Annotated in this window: 16 protein-coding genes; 5 read left to right on the top strand and 11 right to left on the bottom strand. The window is 71.4% G+C overall.

Going from position 1 to position 17513, the window contains the following annotated elements; translation table 11 throughout:
- The first annotated feature begins 649 nt into the window (after positions 1-649).
- Positions 650-1051 (top strand): pyridoxamine 5'-phosphate oxidase family protein, encoded by a 402-nt coding sequence (locus AB0H62_RS25210; protein WP_360588525.1) that lies wholly within the window; start codon positions 650-652, stop codon positions 1049-1051.
- Here the strand turns inward: AB0H62_RS25210 and AB0H62_RS25205 are convergent.
- The 5 genes from AB0H62_RS25205 to AB0H62_RS25185 form a co-directional block, all read right to left on the bottom strand.
- Entirely contained in the window at positions 1048-1587 is a 540-nt protein-coding gene (locus tag AB0H62_RS25205; protein WP_220246810.1) for a TetR/AcrR family transcriptional regulator, read from the bottom strand. The two genes, AB0H62_RS25210 and AB0H62_RS25205, sit on opposite strands and share 4 nt — an antisense overlap.
- On the bottom strand, positions 1587-3146 hold the full coding sequence (locus tag AB0H62_RS25200) for a long-chain-fatty-acid--CoA ligase (RefSeq protein WP_220246809.1): 1560 nt from the start codon (positions 3144-3146) through the stop codon (positions 1587-1589). The genes AB0H62_RS25205 and AB0H62_RS25200 overlap by 1 nt, the downstream gene beginning before the upstream one ends.
- Before the next feature lie 95 nt (positions 3147-3241).
- Positions 3242-4435 (bottom strand): GTPase, encoded by a 1194-nt coding sequence (locus AB0H62_RS25195; protein ID WP_220246808.1) that lies wholly within the window; start codon positions 4433-4435, stop codon positions 3242-3244.
- Positions 4432-6204, bottom strand: coding sequence for an isoniazid inducible protein IniA (locus AB0H62_RS25190; protein ID WP_220246807.1), 1773 nt, complete (start codon positions 6202-6204; stop codon positions 4432-4434). Before AB0H62_RS25190 ends, AB0H62_RS25195 begins: the two co-directional genes overlap by 4 nt.
- A gap of 99 nt (positions 6205-6303) precedes the next feature.
- Positions 6304-7332 carry an IniB N-terminal domain-containing protein gene (locus AB0H62_RS25185; protein WP_220246806.1) on the bottom strand — a complete coding sequence of 343 codons (1029 nt, stop codon included), beginning with the start codon at positions 7330-7332 and terminating at the stop codon, positions 6304-6306.
- A 522-nt stretch (positions 7333-7854) separates the two neighbouring features.
- Here AB0H62_RS25185 and AB0H62_RS25180 point away from each other — a divergent pair.
- A complete protein-coding gene (locus tag AB0H62_RS25180) occupies positions 7855-8997 on the top strand; it encodes a molecular chaperone DnaK (RefSeq protein ID WP_220246805.1) in 1143 nt (380 codons plus the stop codon).
- The gene (locus AB0H62_RS25175) at positions 8994-11549 is read left to right on the top strand and encodes a helix-turn-helix transcriptional regulator (protein WP_360588521.1); all 2556 of its coding nucleotides are present in this window, start codon (positions 8994-8996) and stop codon (positions 11547-11549) included. The genes AB0H62_RS25180 and AB0H62_RS25175 overlap by 4 nt, the downstream gene beginning before the upstream one ends.
- Positions 11550-11564: 15 nt before the next feature.
- On the opposite strand, the gene AB0H62_RS25170 is transcribed toward AB0H62_RS25175, so the two are convergent.
- From AB0H62_RS25170 to AB0H62_RS25155, 4 genes are all read right to left on the bottom strand, one after another.
- Complete coding sequence (locus AB0H62_RS25170; protein ID WP_220246803.1) at positions 11565-12308, bottom strand: ferredoxin reductase; 744 nt, start codon at positions 12306-12308, stop codon at positions 11565-11567.
- Complete coding sequence (locus tag AB0H62_RS25165) at positions 12278-12877, bottom strand: sulfite oxidase-like oxidoreductase (protein WP_220246802.1); 600 nt, start codon at positions 12875-12877, stop codon at positions 12278-12280. Before AB0H62_RS25165 ends, AB0H62_RS25170 begins: the two co-directional genes overlap by 31 nt.
- A gap of 40 nt (positions 12878-12917) precedes the next feature.
- Positions 12918-13526: a pentapeptide repeat-containing protein gene (locus AB0H62_RS25160; RefSeq protein ID WP_360588518.1), complete on the bottom strand. Its 609-nt coding sequence runs from the start codon at positions 13524-13526 to the stop codon at positions 12918-12920.
- Between the two features lie 143 nt (positions 13527-13669).
- The gene (locus AB0H62_RS25155; protein WP_360588516.1) at positions 13670-14083 is read right to left on the bottom strand and encodes a hypothetical protein; all 414 of its coding nucleotides are present in this window, start codon (positions 14081-14083) and stop codon (positions 13670-13672) included.
- A gap of 252 nt (positions 14084-14335) precedes the next feature.
- Between AB0H62_RS25155 and AB0H62_RS25150 the strand changes: the two genes are divergently transcribed.
- Together AB0H62_RS25150 and AB0H62_RS25145 are read left to right on the top strand one after the other, a co-directional pair.
- On the top strand, positions 14336-14629 hold the full coding sequence (locus AB0H62_RS25150; RefSeq protein WP_220246799.1) for a hypothetical protein: 294 nt from the start codon (positions 14336-14338) through the stop codon (positions 14627-14629).
- A 106-nt stretch (positions 14630-14735) separates the two neighbouring features.
- A complete protein-coding gene (locus AB0H62_RS25145; RefSeq protein WP_360588514.1) occupies positions 14736-15530 on the top strand; it encodes a hypothetical protein in 795 nt (264 codons plus the stop codon).
- Here the strand turns inward: AB0H62_RS25145 and AB0H62_RS25140 are convergent.
- Positions 15502-16776: a cytochrome P450 gene (locus AB0H62_RS25140; RefSeq protein WP_360588512.1), complete on the bottom strand. Its 1275-nt coding sequence runs from the start codon at positions 16774-16776 to the stop codon at positions 15502-15504. The genes AB0H62_RS25145 and AB0H62_RS25140 overlap by 29 nt on opposite strands.
- Entirely contained in the window at positions 16773-17456 is a 684-nt protein-coding gene (locus AB0H62_RS25135; protein WP_220246796.1) for a TetR/AcrR family transcriptional regulator, read from the bottom strand. The genes AB0H62_RS25140 and AB0H62_RS25135 overlap by 4 nt, the downstream gene beginning before the upstream one ends.
- Positions 17457-17513 lie beyond the last annotated feature (57 nt).

Genomic DNA, 17513 nt, shown 5'->3' with positions numbered 1-17513 from the left:
ACAGGGCCTCCGAAACGGAGCCCCCTTCCCAACCACCCCCTGGTTCCCCACCACACAAGCCACACCTTTCCCCCACCACAAAACGCAACAGGCCCTCCCAACCGCGGGAGACCTCCCACCCCCCTTCCCCTTCCCCTCCCCTTCCCCTCCCGGCTCCCCGACAAGAAGCCTCAGCGCGGTTCGGGGCTGGTTGTCAAGGTACGCTTTCCCGCCTTGACAACCAGCCCCGAACCGTGGCCATAATTGTCGGCTTCGGGGAGCTCTGGCCAAGCGGGTTTTGTCTTTTCGCCTCCAGCGATCTTCTTCACCCAAAAGAAAATCCCGCCTACGGCGGAAAAGAAATGCACCTATCACCCCGATTTTTCTATCGTTCTACGGTAGAGAAGGTAAAGAATCGGGGGGGGGCCGGGGGAAAGAATGTTGAAGAAGATCTCGTTGCAGCCCGAGTGGGGGGTTGTCAATGCAACGAAAAGACCCAAGCCAGGGTCAGTACCTTCGTTGCAGTCCCGGTAGAAGTTGGCAATGCAACGGCGTTGGCCGCGATCAAGCACATGGCTGGGAAGATCGGCGCGCCAAGGGTGGCCGGCCCCGTGCGCGAGAACCTAGCCCCCGCCCGGCACTGGCCACCCAGCCAGCTAGCGTGGCCGGCATGGAGATCGATCTGACCGCGCGCAGCGACGAGTTCCGGGCCTTCTGGACCGAGCGGAGGCTCGCCTCCCTGACCACGGTCCGGCCGGACGGCACGCCGCACGTCGTGGCGGTGGGAGTCACCGTCGACTTCGAGGCGGGCGTGGCGAGGGTCATCACGTTTTCCGACTCCCACAAAGCGCGCCTCGCCAAGGCCGCGGGCGAGGGCGGCGTAGCGGCGGCGGTGTGCCAGCTCGAAGGGCCCGTCTGGTCGACACTGGAAGGACTCATGGTCCTCCGCGACGATCCGGAAGCCGTCGAGGACGCCGAAAACCGGTACGCCGCGAGGTACCGTCAGCCGAAGCCGAATCCCAAGCGGGTGGTGTTGGAGATCCGCGTCAGGAAGGTCATCGGCAACGCCTAGGCGCGGGCGTGCACCAGCCAGGTGTACTCCGCGATCAAGGCGGCGAGATCCGTGTCCTCACCGGCGGCCGCGAGTTGCTGGTGTCCCACGAGCATCGCCAGGCCGAGGGCGGTGAGGGTGCGAGCGAGGGCGGCATCGCCCACCAAACCCTTGACTGCGCGCCCCACGGTCTTCAGCCGGGCGTCGTCCACCCGCTTCTGGGCCGCGCGCACGGCCTCGTCGTTGGCCGCCCAGGCGCGGATCGCTGCCTCGGCCTTGTGGTGCAGGCCGAGTGTCAGTTCCATCAGCGCCGCGAAGTCTGCGGCAGGGCCGGCCTGGCCGAACGAACCCGAGGCCAGGATCAAAACCTGCCGGTTCTCCCAAAAGACCAGTAGATCCTCGACGAACGCCGACCAGCCGCCGAAATGGTGATAAAAGGACCCGCTCGTCACACCCAGATCGCGGCACAAACGGCCGACGTTCAAACCGGCGAAACCATCACCGGCGAGCACGCCGAGCGCCGCCTCGAAATACTGCTCCCGGGTCACCGCGGCCATCAGACGTTGCGGTCCCGATCCCGCCAATAGGGCTCCCGCAGCGAGCGTTTCAGGATCTTCCCCGTCGCGTTGCGCGGCAATGCCTCAAGAACGTCAACGCTGGCCGGGCACTTGAAGTGCGCCAAGCGCTCCCGGCAGAACTCCAGCAGTTTGTCCACGTCGACCACCTCGCCCGGCATCGGCGCGATCACGGCCTTCACCTGTTCGCCCCACCGTTCGTCCGGCACGCCGATCACGGCGACCTCCGCAACGCCGGGGAACTCGGCCACCACGCGTTCCACCTCGGGCGAATAGACGTTCTCGCCGCCGGTGATGATCATGTCCTTCACGCGGTCTTCGAGAAATACAAACCCGCCGTCGTCGACGCGGCCGATGTCGCCCGTGCGCACCCAGCCGTCGACGATCGTCTCGGCGGAGGCCTCGGGTTTGCCCAGGTAGCCCGACATCCGCTGGTCCGTGCGGATCCACACCTCGCCCGACTCGGCGTCCTCCAACGTCGCCGGGTCGACGATCCGCACCTCGACCCCGGGCACCGGCGTGCCGGCCGAAGCCAGACGCTCGGGGCGAGACGCGTCGCGGTGCGCGACGCCGTCGAGAGTCGTTACGGCGCCGGACAACTCAGTCATGCCGTACACCTGCACGAACTCCATGTCCGGCCACGCGGCCAGCGCCGTGCGCAGCAGCGGGAGCGGCATCGGGGAAGCGCCGTAACCGAGGTACTTCAGCCGGGAGAACCCGGCGATCGCCTGTTCCCCCGCCTGCACGATCGCGCCGACGACCGCCGGCACGAGGAAGGCGTGCGTCGCCCCCGCGGCCAGCGCGCCGAACAGCGACGGGGCGTCCGGTTCGCGGGTCATGATCGTCGGCAGGCCGGTGAGGAAACCCAGGATGGCGTAACAGGTTCCGCCGACGTGGAAAAGCGGCATCGCCACGAGGTTCTTGTCGCCGTCGGCCATCGGGAAGGCCGTGCCCACCGCGGTGCCGTGCGTCAGCACGCTGCGGTGAGTGAGCACGGCGCCCTTCGGGAATCCCGTGGTACCGCTGGTGTACATCACGAGCACACCCTCGTCCTCGCCAACCGAAGGCAAGTCCACAGAGGACGGATCACCCGCCGAAACAAGAGCCTCGAAAGCGTCGGAGTCCCCGCCCACGACAACGAACTGCCGCAAAGCAGGAAGCCGATCCCGGATCCCCTCCAGAACCGGCACCAGCTCCGCCCCGACGAACACGATCTCCGCACCGGAATCCGCGAGAATGTACGCCAGTTCGTCGGGCGAAAGGCGCCAGTTCACGATCGCGTTGGCCGCCCCCAGCGCCGCCACCGCGAAGGACACCTCAAGGCACGCCGGGTGGTTCTTGTCCACGAACGCCACCCGGTCGCCGCGCCCGACGCCGTCAGCCGCCAGCGCAGCGGACAGCCGCCGCACGCGCTCCTCGAAATGCGCCCAGGTCCGCGTGACGCCGCCGAAGGTCACCGCCGGCTCGTCGCCCCGCTCGCGCGCCCAGTGCTCGAGCACGTCTCCCAGCAGACGAAAGTCGGGACGTTCGTCGACAGCCATGCTGCGGCTCCCTTCGCAGGCACCAGCGCCATAGAGTGCTCTATGGTGCGACGCCGAATCCCCCGCCGTCAACACCCCGGCCAGGGGAAACTCGCTCAGGCGAACAGCGCCAGCACCCCTTCGGCGCTGCGCACCACCACGTGCGCGGCCGCGCGCTCGGCCGGCGGGCGGTCCTGCCGCTCGGCCTCGTGCCGCCACCGCAGCACGGCGTCCGCGCCAGCGGCGTAGACCTCCCGCGGGTCCGTCTCGAAGTCGAGGCCCAGACGTTCCTCCGGCGTCGTCCCTTGCGCACCCAGCAGCCGCACAGCCTCGTCCGCGGGCTCGCCGGACAGCGCGGTCCGGCCGCCGCGGATGTCGGCGATCAGGCGCAGCTCCGTGAAGTCGTGGGCGGTCGCGGCGAAGCGCTCTACGCGCGCCTCCAGCCGGTCACTGCCCGGCCGCGGTTCGTTCTGCAGCACGGTCTCCAGCCGCACCACGGCCGTACGCGCCTTCAGCGCCTCAGCGCGCGCCGCGAAGCACCCCGCGACGGTGTCCCGCAGCTCCCCCAGGCCACTGCGCCGCACGAGCTCGGTGGACAGCTTCACGCGGCTGTCGCTGCCCGTGCGGATCAACGTCAGCGCCAGCTTCACCCCGAACAACCCGAACCGCGAAACCAGCGAACGCCGCGTGTCCACCGAAACCGGCCCTGGGAACGCGGGATCGGTGAACGCGTCCACCGACAGCAGGTAGCGCTCCAGCTCCTCGCGCGGCACGGCGGCGAACGCGGCCAGCAGCTCGAACTCGTCGTCGGTGAACGCGCGGGCGCCGTACGCGAGCTGCGCGGCCACGGCGATCACGCCCTGCGCCCCGCTGCACAGCGGGTCTTCGCGCCACGCACGGCGCGCCAGCTGCTTGGCCGTGAGCAGCGCGTCGATGCGGCCCGCTCCCGTTTCGTCGGCGCGCGCGAGGACCAGGACCGTGTCCACGGCCGTCTGCCGCGCGAACGCCGAGCGCGCGGCCGGGTGCGTGCTCGCCAGCTCGTCGGGCTCCAGGTGACGCAGCAGCCGCACGGTCGCGTCGGTCAGCACCGAGGCGGACGGGTCGTCGACCAACGTCAGATCGCGCAACGACCGCGTTTCGCCGAGCGCCGCCGCGAGCGTCGACTTGCCCGTGCCCGGCGCACCGGTGATGCCGACGCGCAGCGGTTCGTCCAGGTGGTTGAAGGCTTCGTGCAGCGACGCGGCCGCGCGCGGGCTGTCGCGGTAGAGCCCGCCGGCTTCGGCCAGCAGGCCGCGGACGTCCTCGGTCACGCCGGCAGCTCCCTCGGCGCGCGGCCAGCGAGCACACCCAGCTCGCCGGCGCGCTGGTGCAGACCGGCCAGACGCTCGATCTCGCGGCGCAGCTTCACCATCCGCCGTTCCCGCTCGGCCGAGCCGGCGATGATCGTCTCGCGTTCCCGCGCGAGCTGGTCGGCCAGCTCCTCGGCCAGCCCCGTGAAGTGATCCCGCAGTTTCCGCTGCACGCTGCGGATGGCGTCGCGGCACTCCTTGGAGAAGCGCAGGAAGACGTCGTCGACGTGGCGCTGCGCGGTCATCTTCGCCACCGCCTGGCGGCGCTGCAGCCGCATGCCGCCTTCGTCGCTGATCGTCTTCGCCGCGAACGCCGCGCCCGCGCCGAGCGAGACGGGGTTGATCAGCGGCAGCCCGGCGAGGCTCGTGACGAGGCCGAACATGAGCACACCGCCGTAGGAACCACGCAGACCCGTGAACAGCTTCTGCCCGATCTTGAACCCCTCGATGCGCGGCTGGCGGACGTCGGCGATCAGCTCGGCGCCCGACTCCCCGAGCCGCAGGTCGTGCAGGTCGTATTGCGCCCCGAACGCCGCGGCGACGGCCTGCGCGATCCACTCCGCGCGGTCGGCGGTGAAGTTGTAGTTCGTCTCCACGGCCTCGGCCAGCGTCTTGTCGAGCCACGGCCCGAACTCGTCCCACACCTTCACCGGGTCGCCCTTGTCGAAGGTCTCGTCGATGGTCTCGACGATCTTGCGGGTGCGCTCGCGCAGGTCGTACTCGGCGTCGGACTGCAGGTCGCCGATCTCGTCGGCGAGCAGGTTCTGCCAGCGGGTGTTGCGCTTGCGCAGTTCGTCGGCCTTGCGCTGCGCGCGGTGCAGCAGGGTCGTCTGGTCCACGCCCGCGTCCTGCCCGGCGAGCTCCGCACGGGCCCGCAGCGTCTCCACGAGCTCAGCGGTCGCCGCACGCACGCTCAGGGCCGCCAGCACGGCGCTCGTGTGCTCGGGTGGCCGCGCGGCCTGCTCGGCGATCCACGTGAGCAGCGGGGGGAAACCGGAGCGCGAGTTGAGGTCCTGGTCCCCCGCCTTCGCCGCGGCCATGCGCACGGTGGCCGACACGGGCAGCACGGGCGAGTCGATGCCGGCGCCCGCCAGCAGCGCGCGGTCGCGTTCGGCGACGGCGCGCCAGCTCGCGCAGACGTCGATCTTCGTCAGGGCGACCACGACGTGGGGGCACCACGTGCGGACGTGGTGGGCGAGCGCGACCTCCGCCTCGCTGAGCGGGGTGGTGGCGTCGGAGACGAGCACGACGGCGTCGGCGTCGGCCAGCACGTCGAGGGCGGCGGCGGTGCGCGGCGAGCGCGGGTCGCCGATCGCGGGGGTGTCGACGAGCACGAGGCCCGCCGAAAGCAGTTCGCGCGGCACCCCGACCTCCACGCGGCGCAGCGAGCCCGGGGGGCGCGCGCCGAGTTCACCGGTCAGCTTTTCGACCGGCACGGGCACGCGTTCGTTGCCGCGGCCCACGAGCGTGGCGGCGGGTTCGGCGGAGTAGCCGATCTCGACCGGCACGGCAGGCGTCGCGGCGTCGCCGACGGCGCAGACGGGTGCGTTGAGCACGGCGTTGACCAGGTAGCCCTTGCCCTGCTTGGGAAAACCCAGCACGGCGACTCGGGTCGCGCCTGGCGGCCGGTCGCGGCGCCGGCGCAGGCGCTGCACCAAGTCTTCGCGGCCGTGGGACCGGCAGGCGTCCAAGGTCTCGTCGAGCACTTCGAGCCAAGCGGAAGCGGTCACGTCGAAGGAGTGTCCCCCGTGCACGAGGAGTAAGCGAACCGGGTGGTGGCTCCGCGGTCGCACCCAGACCGCGGAGCCACTCCCGTCAATGCCTGTGGATCACAGGTGCAGGTCGAGCCCGCCGCCGCCGTGGCTGGTCTCGGCGCCGGCCTGGAGGTCGATGCCCAGCGTGTGCTGGCCCAGGTCCGTGACGGTCGAGACGGTGTCGTGCACCGCGCCGAGGCCGGCGTCGGTGCCCGTGTGCGCGTCGGTGCCGGTGTGGGTGTCGGCGCGCTCGCCGCCCAGGTCCGGAACGACCGAGTGCGTGAGGCCCTGAACCTCGTTGGTCACGCCGCCCACGGCGTGGTCCAGGCCGCCGGCACCGAGGCCGTTGGTGAGGTTGCCGACCTGGTCGGTGACGGAGCCCGCGAGGTCGCTGACGTGACCCTCGACGCCGCCGGCGGCCTGGGCGAGGTTGCTCGTCAGGCCACCCACGGGAGCCATGGCGCCACCGGCGACAGGCAGGTCGCTCGCGTGCAGCGCCGAACCGCCGTCGACCGCACCGGTGACCTGGCCGGCAACGTCCTGGACCTGCGCGACGGCGCCACTGACGGCACCGGCGTCGAGGCCGCCCGAGAGGTCGTTGACCAGGCCGAAGGCGCTGGTCGGGTCCTGCGCGAGGGCGGTGACGCCCGCGGCGGTGTTCTGCAGGTCGGTCACGCCGGACAGCATGCCGACGGCGGGCAGCTCGCCCACGACCGGGAGGTCGCCCACGGCGGGCAGCTCGCCTACGGCCGGCAGCGCCGGCAGACCCGGGACGGCCGGCAGCGCCGGGACCGAGAGGCCGTCGACACCGGGCAGACCCAGCGACGAGGTGAGCGCCTGCAGCTGCTCGATGGCGCCCGCGGGGCCGTCGGCGAGGACGCCGGTGAGGTCGCCCGCCTGCGGGAGGTTGCCGAGCGAGCCCAGGTCGTCGACCGGGATGTAGTCGAGCACCAGCGGCATGACCTCGTGCACGTCGGCGGCGCTGATGTCGCCGAGGCCCGCGGCCTGCAGGGCGGCCTGCGGGTCCTGGGCGAAGGCGGCCAGCGACATCGGGTCGCTGAGCAGGGTGAGCGTGAAATCGTGCAGGGTCTGCACCGGGTCCATGTGGGGATCTCCAGAGGTGTTGATTGCGGGGGATTGGCCCGGCCGTCCCCGGCCAGGTTGCCGATGAAGGTAGAGACGGGGCTCCCGGTCCACATCGGGGTTCACTCCCAGTTGTCGCGCGTTGCACCGTTAGGGGGTCGGCTGCTCCCCGTTAGGGAGCGCGGGTGACTCATCGGCCCACCAGTGGGGTTAAAACCGACATTCGCGCGGCGTTGGTGACCCGAACGCGTGAGGATCGCCGGGGGCCCGGGGATTCGGCCGCGCACCCCTCCGGGACGGCCCCTCGAAACCGGCTCCGCACCCCCGTTCACATCGGCGTTCACTAACAGTCGCAGCTCGCTCAGCCGTTAGGGGGTCGATATGAGATCGTTAGGGAGTTACGGGCTCATCCGTTCGGGGGCTCGGTTGGGTAAATCCCACCCGAGCTTGCCCGGATGACCCGAACGGGTGAGGATGGCGTACCCCTAGGGGGCGGATTGCTCTCCTTGGCCCGTCCCGGTGCGACGAAGGGAGGAAGCGGCGTTGCCCTATGTGCTCGGCATCGATGTCGCCCACGCCCGGACCCACGCCGCCACCCGCCGGAAGCTTGCCGACGGCTGGGGCGCCCCTGAACCGCTGTGGCTCGGCGAGAGCTCGCCGGCCGCGGCCACCGCGTTATTCCTGGACGATGAGGGTTACTTGCTCACCGGCGACGCCGCGGCGCGCGCCGGAACGAGCGTTCCGTCTCGCTTGCTGACGGGGTTCCACCGCCGCATCGGCGACGACGTCCCCGTGTTCGTCGGGGGCGAGCGGTTCTCGCCGGAGTCACTCACCGCAGTCCTCGTCGAGGGCATCGCGGAGCACGCGGGCGCTCAACTGGGAGGAGCACCCCGCCACCTCGTCGTCACCCACCCCGGTGATTGGGGCGACTACCGGCGTGACCTTCTGCGACGAGCGCTGGGTGAATCCGGCTTCGCCGCCGTGACTTTGGTGCCCAGTTCCATTGGCGCCCTTTATGCCCATCTGCCCGATCCCGGACCCGGCGACCAGACGGCCGTGGTGTGCGAGTTCGGGCCCGACGGCGTCACCGTCACGCTTGCGACGGCGTCCGGCGCGGGCGGCTGGGTGGCACGCACGAGCACCGAGGGCGTGGCGCCCGCGGCTGCCGTGAGCACGGCTTTCGCGCTCGCCCACGGGATTTCGGTGCTGCCCGACGCGTTGGCGGGCATCGTGTTCTCCGGCGAACCCGGGCCGGGGGCGTTGCCGGGCCGGTTGCCGTGCCCCGTGTTCGCCTCACCCCAGCCCCCGCTCACGGCCGCGTTCGGAGCCAGTAGCCTCGCCGCTCAACGGATGAGCCCGCCCGCCCGGCGGGAGCAGCCCGTCGCGGAGACGACCCTGATCCCCAAGGTCGACTCGGTACCCGAGCTCGCCGAGCGGCCCTCCCCGCCGCCGGTGGACATCACGCCGTTCGAACTGCCCCCGCCCGAAGGCGCCGCGAAACTGCTGCGCCGCTGGCGTCCGCTCGCCGCGGCCGCCGCAGTGCTCGCGATCGGTTCCTCGGTCCTGATCGCCGCTCTCTCCTCCCACGAAGCCACGGCGGACAAGGGAACCGCCCCGGCCCACCCCGCGTCCCTCACGTCATGCGCCCGCCCGGGCGCGGCCCCCACCGGTGAAGGTCACTGTTGAACGCACTGCTGGCGAAACCCGGCACCGACGCCGTCCACCCCGTTGCGCGCCTGCTCCTCGCCGAGCTGGCGGCTGTGACCGCGACGCCCGCGCGGCTCGTGGTCGTCGCGCCCGGTGGCTACGGCAAGACCACGCTGCTCGGCGCGCTCGAGTCGGGCTGCCGCGAGGCCGGCGTCGACGCGACGCTCGTCGACGACGCCGACCAGCTCGGCGAGGAGGACGTGGCGAGACTTACGGCGCTGGCGGGACCGGTCGTGCTGGCGCACCGGCCGAACCCGCGTTCGGAAGCGTTGCGCGCGTTGGCGGAACCCTTCGCCCGGCAGGTGGCGCTGCCGCCGCTGGACGCCGAGGAGGTCGGGGCGCTCGCGCGGCAGCTCACGGGCCGGCTCGTCGACGGGACGGCCGCCGCCGCGTTGCATTCCCGCACCGGCGGGGTGCCACGGCTGGTGGAGCGGGCGGTGACCGGGCAGCTCGGCGAGTTCCGGGCCGAGCTGGCGGAGCTCGACGACGACGTGCTGCGGTACTTGATCGCTGCGGAGGCCGGGGCCGGCCGCAATCTCGACCTGCTGTGCGCCTTGCTGGAGCTGGCGCCGGACCGGTTGCCCGAGGTCGTCGACGGTGCCCGCGCGACGGGGCTGCTCGACGCGAACGACGGGTTGTTGCCGGTCGCCGCGGAGGCCGTGCGCACGTACGGGCCGCCGGCTCGTCGGCTGACGGTGTTGCAGCAGCTCGTGGAAATCCAGCTGCGGGGCGGGTTGCCCGTGCTGGAGCTGGCGAAGTCGTTGCTGGACACGGGAAGTTCGGGTGCGAGCGCGGCGGCTGCCTTCGCGGCGGCCGCGGGTGAGGCGTTGCCCGGGGACACGAAGCTGGCGGCGCGGCTGTTCGAAGCCGCCGCCGAGGCGGGGGCGCGCGACACGGCCGTGACGACGGGGTGGGCCCGGGCGGCGGCGTTGTCGGGTGACCTCGACACGGCGCTGCGGCTGGGTGACGGGATGTTGAGCGGCGACGATCCCGAGGCGCGGGCCGCCGGGGCGGAGATCGCCGCGACGGTGCTGGCGCACCGGGGGGAGCTGGCGCGGAGTGCGGAGCTCTACCGGTGGGCCGCGGCGGCGGACGCTTGTGCGCCTGGGGACGGTGACGGGCCGGATCTGACCGCGTCGACTTGGGGCGCACCCCGACCGATGCCCGGCCACAACGCGCCCGTGCCCGGCGAGGCTTGGGCGCCTTCGTGGAACAACGCCCGTGGGCCCGAGGTGTACCGGTGGGCCGGGCGCGGGGCCGCGAACGCATTCGCGGCGATCGCACTCGTCGGGTCCGGCCAGCTGGACGCGGCACGGACCTTGGTGGACGCGCCCGTGCCCGGGGTGGCGCCGACGTTGTTCGCCGGTGCCGTGGCGCGGACGGCCGGCGGCGTCGTCGATTCGGTGAGCGGGCAGGGCGCGGACACGCTCTCGGCGCTCGTCGGGGCGGCCGCGATGCTCGAGCCGGCCGCCACGGGCGCGCCGCTGCCGGACAGCCCGGCCGCGCTGGCCGCGCTCGTCGGGCTGCACTCGGGTGAGCTGGGGCTGGCCGAATCGGTGCTGGACCGCGCGCTGGCCAGCGACGTCGGCGGCGACCTGCTCACCGCGCGGCACCGGCTGTTGCTCGGCTGGGTAGCGATGACCAGCGGGCACCTCACGGCCGCCGCCGAACACCGCGACGCCGTGGCGGGCACCCGCCTCGAAGCCCGCGACGAGCTCTTCTTCGCGACGCTCGAACTCGGCCTCGCGCGGCGCGCGAGCGACCTGGTGGGGCTGCAGCAGTCGTGGGACCGCGCGTACCAGGCGTCGATGCGGCAGCAGACCGACCTGTTCACCCTGCTGCCGCTGGGCGAGCTGGCCATCGCCGCCGCCCGCACCGGCGCGCACGCGAAGCTCACGCGGCAGCTGCGCCACGCCCACGCCATGCTCGGCGAGCTCGGCAACCCTCCACTGTGGACGGTCTCCCTGTGCTGGCACGAGCTGCACGCCGCCATCACCGTGGAAGACCTGGACACCGCTTCCCACCAGCTGGCCGCCCTGACGAGCTTCGCCGGCCACGGCCGTTACCCCGCGGCGCTGGCCCGCGCCGCCACGTGCTGGCTCGCGGTCCTCGGCGGCGCCTTCGACCACGACGAGGTCTCCGCGGCCGCCGCCGAACTCCACGAACTCGACCTCTGCTGGGATGCCGCCCGGCTGGCCGGCCAGGCCGCCATCCGCACGTCCGACCGCAAAGCCATGGTCCAGCTCCTCGAAGCCGCCCGCCAGTTCCAGGCCGGCACCGGCCGCCGCGAATCCGCCACCCCGGAACCCGGCGCCGCCCCCGGCCTCAGCACCCTGAGCGAACGCGAGCTCGAAGTCGCCCGCCTCGTCGTCGACGGCCTGACGTACAAACAGGCCGGCAGCAAGCTGTTCATCTCCGGCAAAACCGTCGAACACCACATGGCGCGGATCCGGGCCAAGCTGGGTGCGGCGGACCGGCGCGAGCTGCTCGCGACGCTTCGGGAGCTGCTCGCCAAACCCGACTTCTCCTGAGCCGCGGCAGGCGCATCAGTCCCGGCTGGGACCGAAGCGCTCCGTGCGGATCGAGTGCGGCGAGTGGCCCAAAGCCAGCAGAGCGTCGGCCACCGTTTCGACGAAAGCGGTGGGCCCGCAGACGAACGTGGTGGGCCCGAAGTCCGTCGGCCAGCTGGCCGTGTTGAGGGTGGCGACGCTGATGCGCCGCGGAATTCCCGGGGCGCCGTCGGGGAGTTCGCGGGTGTAGACGTACGTGACGTCCAGGCCGGCGTACGGCTTGCGCAGCTCGGCGGCGTAGTAGAGGTCCGCGGGGGTCCGCACGGAGTACACCAGGCGGAACAACGCGCGGCTCCCGGCAGCGCGGCGGGCGCGGATCATCGCCATCAGCGGCACGACGCCGGAGCCGCCCGCGACGAGCAGGACGGGGGCGGGGTCGGTGGGGCGCCAGACGAACCAGCCGCCGATCGGGCCGCGGATCTCGACGGGGTCGCCGACCGCGTAGGGGCCCGTGAGGTGTTCCGAGACCTCGCCGCCGGCGACGCGCTGCACCGTCAGCTCGAGGCGGTCACCGTCGGAGGGCGCGGCGAGGGAGTAGCTGCGCTGGGCGGTGTAGCCGTCTGCGGCGGTGAGGCGGACGTCGACGTGCTGGCCCGCGAGGTGGCCGGGCCAGCCGGGGACGTCGAACACGAGGGTGCGGGCCGTCGCCGTCTCCTGGCGGATCTCCGCGAGGTTCGCGACGCGCCAAGCTAGTCGCCCTGATACCGCTGTTCGCGCCATGGGTCTCCGTAGTCGTGGTAGCCGGAGGACTCCCAGAAGCCCGGCTCGTCCTTCGTGGCAAGTTCCAGCCCGCGCACCCACTTCGCCGACTTCCACAGGTACAGGTGCGGCACCAGCAGCCGCGCCGGCCCGCCGTGTTCCGGGGTGAGCGGCTTGCCGTTGTACTCGTACGCGATCCACGCCTGCCCGTCGAGCAGGTCGGCGAGCGGCAGGTTGGTGGTGTAGCCGCCGTAGGAATGCGCCAGCACGTAGTCGGCCTCGGTGTCGAGGTCGCCGATCAGCGTCTCCACTGGCACGCCGCGCCAGCGCGTGTCGAGCTTGGACCACTGCGTGACGCAGTGGATGTCCACGGTGAACTTCTCGCTCGGCAGGGAGGTCAGCTCGCGGAACGACCACGAGCGCTTCTCGCCCTTCTCCGTGGTGACCGCGAACTCCCACTTGTCCAGGTGCACGCGCTGCGTCGGGCCTGCCGACAGCACGGGGAAATCCTCCGTGAGGTACTGGCCGGGCGGCAGCCGCGGGTTGCCGCCGCGGGCGCGACCGGTGAACCCCGGCGTGATGACACCCATCGCGGACTCCTTTCGCTGACCCTCCAACGCCCAGCGCAGCCTACCCGCGAACGTGCAATCCGAGCGATGTCACCAGCACCGTCGCTTGTTCAGGCGACACGATCGCCCCGCCGAGCTCGGCGTGCACCGGGTCGAGCGCCGAGAGGTCACTCCCCCGCAGCTCGGCGCCGCCGAATTTCACCTCCAGCAGCTCGGCACCCGACAGGTCGACGTCGGCGAACGTCGCGCCCGTGCAGTCCGCGCGCGTGAGGTCGGCCTCGCGCATCCGCACGCCCTGGAACGTCGCGCCGCGCAGGTCCGCGCCCGCGAGTCCCGCGAACGACCAGTCGCCCCCGAGCACCTTCATCGGCCGCAGCGAGCACTCGGTGAACCGGCTCCCCACGAGCTTGCACCCGCTGAACTCCGCGTCGAACAGGTTGCAGCGCGTAAAACCGCAGCCGGTGAACGCCGTGTCCACGTGCTTCGAGGCGTTGAAGCGCACGTTGCCGAACACGCAGTCGACGAACGAGACACCGCGAGTGACGGCCTCGGTGAGGTCGACGTCGTGGAACTCGCACCGCTCGAACCGCCGCCCGGTGAACTCCTCGGCGTACCAGTCTTCGCGGCGGAAGGTCAACTCGATCTCGGCAGGCTCAGCGGTGTGGGGCACGCGGTCAGGCTAGTGCCTCGTCAATGGTGGCTGGTGCGGTAATTGATCTTCGAGTCGAGTGTCCATCCTGATCGCGGACGATCGATGACACCACGCGAACGCAGATCTGCGTGATCACCGGGCGCGACCCTCCGAGTCGCCGATCAGGTCGGGGTCACGACCACCAGGAGCTTCAACGGCCCTTTGGTGTCCACGTCGCAGTCCACCGCGCGCGGCGGACACGAGTAGCCGTGCGGAGTGATCACCAAGCCCACTTTGCCCGGCGCGACCGCCTGGTAGATCGAGGTCTCGCCGTCCACCTGGGCCAGCCGGAGCACCGACCAGATCCGACCGTCAAGGGCGCGCTGGGCGGTGTTGTAGTCCAGCTTGACCAGACCGCCCACCGGCAGCTCGACCGTGAGGTCCGGATCCATCCCCGGACTGACCTCCTGTTCGGCCCCCTTGGGCAGCGAGTACCCCGCCGGGGCCACCATCGGCCCCTGGTCGGGCACCACCGACCGGGTGCACCCCGCCGACACCAGCCCGAGCAACACCACCACGACGATCAACGTGCGCACTCGCGCGAATCTAGCGCCCCCTTGGCGCAACGCGGACGGCATTCTCGTCCGAACTCACGCCGCGCAGACCGCAGCCGTCGCCGGTCATGTCCGCCGGCGCAACCCATCCGACAACCCGACTACCTGATCAACGTTGCTTGACGAGGCACCAGTCGTCGCTCTGCGGTCCCGAGCCGGGCGCCCCGTCGACCAACCGGCGCAATTTGACCGGTGACGCGTTTCACCCTCACCCGGAAGTGGGAATTAACCAGCATGTCCAGATGGCGAACTTCCACCAGAACCAACACGGCAGCCCGAGTGATCACCGGAATCGGCGCGTTGTTCGCGTTCATCGAGGTGCTTTACCTGGTGATGCTGCTCGCCGGCGCCAACGCCGCGAACGGCTTCTTCATCTTCATCCGGTCATTGGCCGACCCGCTCGCGCTGTTCTTCCCGGGCCTGTTCCCGGTGAGCAACCCCGACCTCGCGGTCATCCTCGACTACGGCCTCGCCGCGGTGTTCTGGCTGGTCGTGAGCGGGATCATCGCGCGGCTCGTCGCCCGCTGACCCGTTTTTGCCCCGGTCAAACGTGTTTCACGCCAACACCGGGCGAAACGCGCGGCGAACGCCACAGCCGGAAGCGACCGGTTACCGCGCCCCATACGATGTCCGGGTGAGCGAAGGCAGATGGTTCGAGGGCTGGCCCGAAATCGCGGGCCTCGCCGCCGCGGCGGGTCGTTCCCTGCTGCCGAACGTGCCCGCCACGCCGGCTGCCCTCGCGCGCACGGTCACCGAACAGCTCGTCGGCCGCCGGCTCACCGCGAAGGCCAACGGCGGCGAAGCCCGCTTCACCCTGACCGAACTCGAATACCCCGCCGATTCCCTGCGCCTGGCCACCGGCCGCGTCGGCGACGTGCGCCTGGTCGCCGAGGACGTCGAGTGGCCGACGTCCGCGACGAGCACCATCCCGCTGCGCCGCGTTGTCCTGCTGGCCAAGGACGTCCGCCTGCGCAGTCTGCCGACTCCCACCGTGGTTCCGGGTGAGGTCGAGCTGGACATCACCGTGCCCGGCAGCGTCGTGCGCGAACGTGTGGCCGACGCCCGGCCGGATCTCGTCGCGACCCCGCACGACGACGGCTTCCAGGTGCGCTGGGCCAAGCGCCCCGGCTGGGGCCGGCTCACGCTCACGCCCGCCGTCGCCTCGGACGCCGTGGTGCTGACCCCAACGACCCTCCACATCGGACAGCGGGAGTTCCGCGCCCCGAAACGGATCCGGCCCGTCGTGCTGCCGCTGCCCGAGCTGCCGAAGGGGCTGCGGCTCACCGGCGTGCGGCCGGCCGACGACGAGCTCGGGCTCCACACCGTCGCCGACGAGTGGCCCGAGCGCCTCTCCCGCATCCCGCTGCCCGACCTGCTGGCCTGGCTCACGACGGCCGCGCTCACGCTGAGGCTGCCCCGGTTCCGGTAGCGCTCGCCGACCACGCCACCGGCAGGGAATGCACCCCGTAGACGAGCATGTCCGTGCGCAGCGGCACTTCCTCGGCGGGAATCGCCAGGCGCAGCTCCGGCAGACGGCCGACCAGCTCCGCCAGCCCGACCCGGAGCTCGGCCCTCGCGAGCTGCTGTCCCAGGCACTGGTGCACCCCATGCCCGAACGCGAGGTGCGGCGTACGCGGACGCTTGAGGTCCAGCCGTTCCGGCTCCGGCCAGTGTTCAGCCGCGCGGTTGGCCTGCGGCACCGAGATCAGCACGGTGTCACCCGCCGGGATCGTGACGCCGCCGACCTCGAGGTCCTCCGTCGCGACGCGGTTCGGTCCGATGTGGATGATCGAGAGGTAGCGCAGCAGCTCGTCGACGCCGTTGTCCAGCACGGACGGGTCCTCGCGCACCAGCTCCAGCTGGTCCGGGTGTTCGAGCAACGCGAAAGTGCCCAGCGCCAGCATGTTCGCGGTCGTCTCGTGGCCCGCGCCGAGCAGCACGGTCGCGATGTCGACCAGTTCCTGTTCGGTCAGCGCCGGGTCGGAGTCGCCGTGGATCAAGCCGGACACGAGGTCGTCGGCCGGGTGCTCGCGCTTGTGCGCCACCAGCTTGCGCATGAACGCGTAGATCGACTCCGAGGCCTTCGCGCGCTCCTCGTCGCTCTTGGTCAGGTTGAGCGCGATGCCGGTGTGCTCCTGGAATTCCGCGCGGTCCGCGTAGTCCACGCCCAGCAGCTCGCAGATCACCAGCGAGGGCAACGGCAGCGCGAACGCGGGCACGACGTCGCCCTCGTTCCCGGCCGCGCGCATGGCGTCGAGGTGCTCGATCGAAATCTCGCGGATCCGCTCTTCCAGCAACTGCATGCGCCGCACGGTGAACTGGCCGGTGAGCAGTCGGCGCAGCCGCGTGTGCTCGGGCGGGTCCATGAACAGGAACCGGCCGTCCTCGCGCTGCGCCACGTCCACGGGGCAGCGCGCCTTGCCGACCTCGTCGGGGCGCAGGTCCATCGCGCTGCGGTTGCGCACGTTGTCGGAGCTGAACCTCGTGTCGGCCAGCACCACGCGGGCCTGCTCGTAGCCGGTGATCACCCAGGCGTGCGCGCCGTTGACCAGCTCGATCCGCGACACCGGCGCCTTTTCCGCAAGCACGGCGGGCGGGTCGAACGGGCACTTGCCGCGCTCCAGCATCTCCGGCGGAACCGGGCGGCGCATCGTGGGCGGTTTCGCGGCGGTCATCGACGATCCTTCCGGATGGTGGGAACACGAGGGGCGGTCAGCAAACCGGTGAGGGCGTCGGTCAGTGCCTCGCCGACCAGCGCCCAGTCGGCGGGCACGCCGGTGGCCGCGGCGAGCCGTTCCTGCTCGGCGCACGTGTGGATCACCGCGACGCGCGCGGTTTGGCTCCGCAGAGCCGTTTCGGCGGCCGGCAACGGCGTCACGTGCGCCCACACCGCGGCCGTGCCCTCGACGAACTCGACGGCCAGCACCGGCTCGACGCCCTCGACGTCGAGCAGCGCCGGATCGGTCACGACCTGCGCCAGGAATCGGGCGCACCAGCTGGGGATGCCGAGGCTCGCGAGGTGCTCGGTGTAGGGCAGCACGAGGCTCGCCACGTGGTCACGCGGCCGCTTTGACCGCCGGACGGCCGCCACGCGTTCCTTCGCCCGCGCGGCGATCGGCTCGACGTGCGAGCGCGTGATGGCGCGGATCAGGTCTTCGCGCGTGCCGACGTGGTAGGCCAGCGCGGAGTTGTTGGCCTGTCCGGCGGCCTCCACGATCTGGCGATTGGACACCTGCGCGAGCCCGCGTTCGGCGAACAGGCGCTCTGCCGTTCTGAGAAGCAGCTCGCGAGTCGCTTCGGCCTGTTCCCGGCGTGAGCCCGGTTCCGATGTGCCCGTTACCGATGTGCCTGCCACCAGCGCACTCCCTCGTAAGACGATCTTCTTACGAAGCTAGTACTAAGACACGCGTCT

It is taken from the genome of Amycolatopsis sp. NPDC050768, from assembly GCF_040654155.1.
Classification (GTDB): Bacteria; Actinomycetota; Actinomycetes; order Mycobacteriales; family Pseudonocardiaceae; genus Amycolatopsis.
This window is presented reverse-complemented; position numbering and strand designations above follow the sequence as displayed.